The sequence below is a fragment of the Microcoleus sp. B13-B6 genome (assembly GCF_036705405.1).
Lineage (GTDB): Bacteria > Cyanobacteriota > Cyanobacteriia > Cyanobacteriales > Microcoleaceae > Microcoleus.
In genome coordinates this window covers 1-1,704 of sequence record NZ_JAUBUJ010000236.1, presented here as the reverse complement: position 1 = coordinate 1,704, position 1,704 = coordinate 1, and the positions used below count along the sequence as shown (strand labels likewise).

General features: G+C 44.7%; 3 protein-coding genes. All 3 read right to left on the bottom strand.

Features of this window, described 5'->3' with window-relative positions:
* Positions 1-75: 75 nt before the first annotated feature.
* From QUB35_RS38875 to QUB35_RS38865, 3 genes are read right to left on the bottom strand one after another with little or no spacing between them, the layout of a single operon-like run.
* The gene (locus QUB35_RS38875; protein ID WP_333148396.1) at positions 76-399 is read right to left on the bottom strand and encodes a transposase; all 324 of its coding nucleotides are present in this window, start codon (positions 397-399) and stop codon (positions 76-78) included.
* Positions 338-841, bottom strand: a complete 504-nt coding sequence (locus tag QUB35_RS38870; protein WP_333148394.1) for a hypothetical protein — start codon at positions 839-841, stop codon at positions 338-340. The genes QUB35_RS38875 and QUB35_RS38870 overlap by 62 nt, the downstream gene beginning before the upstream one ends.
* 2 nt (positions 842-843) lie before the next feature.
* Positions 844-1,497, bottom strand: a complete 654-nt coding sequence (locus QUB35_RS38865) for an IS607 family transposase (RefSeq protein WP_333148391.1) — start codon at positions 1,495-1,497, stop codon at positions 844-846.
* Between the last annotated feature and the right edge of the window lie 207 nt (positions 1,498-1,704).

Sequence of the window (1,704 nt, the reverse complement as noted above, 5' to 3'; positions counted from 1 at the left end):
GATGGGCGTCCCGCCCGTCTTTTTTGGACGGGCGGGACGCCCATCCCACTTTCAAGAGTGGAAGTTATTTAATTCTCATTCCTTATGAAGTAAATCTAAACGAATACGAGCTATCCGTGCGTGAAGTCGGCTAATTTTATTGTAGGTTTTGCGCTGATTTTGGGAGCCTCTTACCTGTTTTGAGGCTGGGCGTTGCAAGGTAGCAAGCTTGGTTTTCGCTTGTTTTAACGGCTTCGGCGCATCAAAGACCTGTTGGTTTGACAGGGTGGCAAAAGAATTAATGCCTACATCGATTCCTACAGACCTTTCAGATTGTTGAACTGGCAAACGTTCGGCATCAACGCAAAAGGAAAGAAACCAACGACTTCCTTCTTTTGAAATCGTAATAGTTTGAGACACGTAACCGAATTAAGCGGGCTTCGTAGAGCCGAAAATTTCCCAAGGTAGGAATTTTGATAGTGCTGCCAGCGTTTAGTAAAACTTTGCCGTTAGACGAATCAACCGTAAAAGATTGACCGTCCCGGCGACTAGCAAATTTCGGATGACCTGCCTTCCCAGAGCGATACCTACTAAAATCATCTTTCAAGTTAATCAAAGCATTTTGATAAACTCGACTATACAACTGATTCATCCAACCAAATTCAGGCTGTTTCTTGACGTGGTTGGTAAGAACTTTTTTAACTTCGTTAAGTACCTTTGAGTCTGTGAATTGCCCCTCGCCGTACATTTGAGTTCGCAAGCTCAACCCCATGTTAAACACTACACGTCGGAATCCTGCGTGTTTTGGCATCAAAGTCGCTTCTAGGTTATTTAGTTTTAGCGATCGCTTGATCCCAAACATAGTTAAACTTCTTTGGAGTTGCTGGCCTGATCAAGTATAGCGGAATCCGCACAAGGATCTATACCTTCTATAATATTTTTAACTTTTGCTTTGTATTTCCGCAGTCCGTAAAGGCGGGAAGAAAAACAATGGATTATTGAAAGCAAGTCTTGAGTCAATTCTTCATACGGTGAAAGGCTTTCCGCGTTGGCGACAATAACCGTCCCACCATTCCACTGTAAGATTTGCTCGACGAGTTCAAAACCAAATCGGCACAGCCGATCTTTGTGGGCGACATACAGCACCCTGACTTCGCCCAGTATCGCCCATTGTACGATTTGCAAAAACTTAGGACGCTTGAAGTTGAGTCCACCCCCAACTTCCTGAATGGAATCCGTGATAGCAACGCCTTGCGCCAAGCAGAATTGTTCCATAGCCTGTACTTGACGAAGCAAGTCTTGTTTTTGCCCAGTGGAGGAAACTCGACAATATACGATAACTCTACTGGGTGGCGTTTTACCAGTCTTCAGGTTGCGGGCTGTATTAAGGTGACTTTCTGAATAAAGGCGCTGGTTTCCCAATGTCCTGTCAGGGATTAACTTGCCTTCACTTTCCCAGCGCCGTAACGTAGAGCCTGAGACTCCCACTAATTTTCCAAATTCTGCCACTTTCCACATAAAACTTCCTCTCGCCGATGAATTACGGATAAGTTTAGCAAACTATTGGGTACTTAAGTTTTGCTATTTCTCTGTTTCGCGCGGGGGCGATGGCGTCGGGCCCCGCAAGTTACGGCCATCTTTCTCCTTTCATCAGCTTTCCTAATCACAGTCATCAGTTTAACTGTCGCTAAACCCCTTTACAAACGTTAACAAGACCGTTAATAA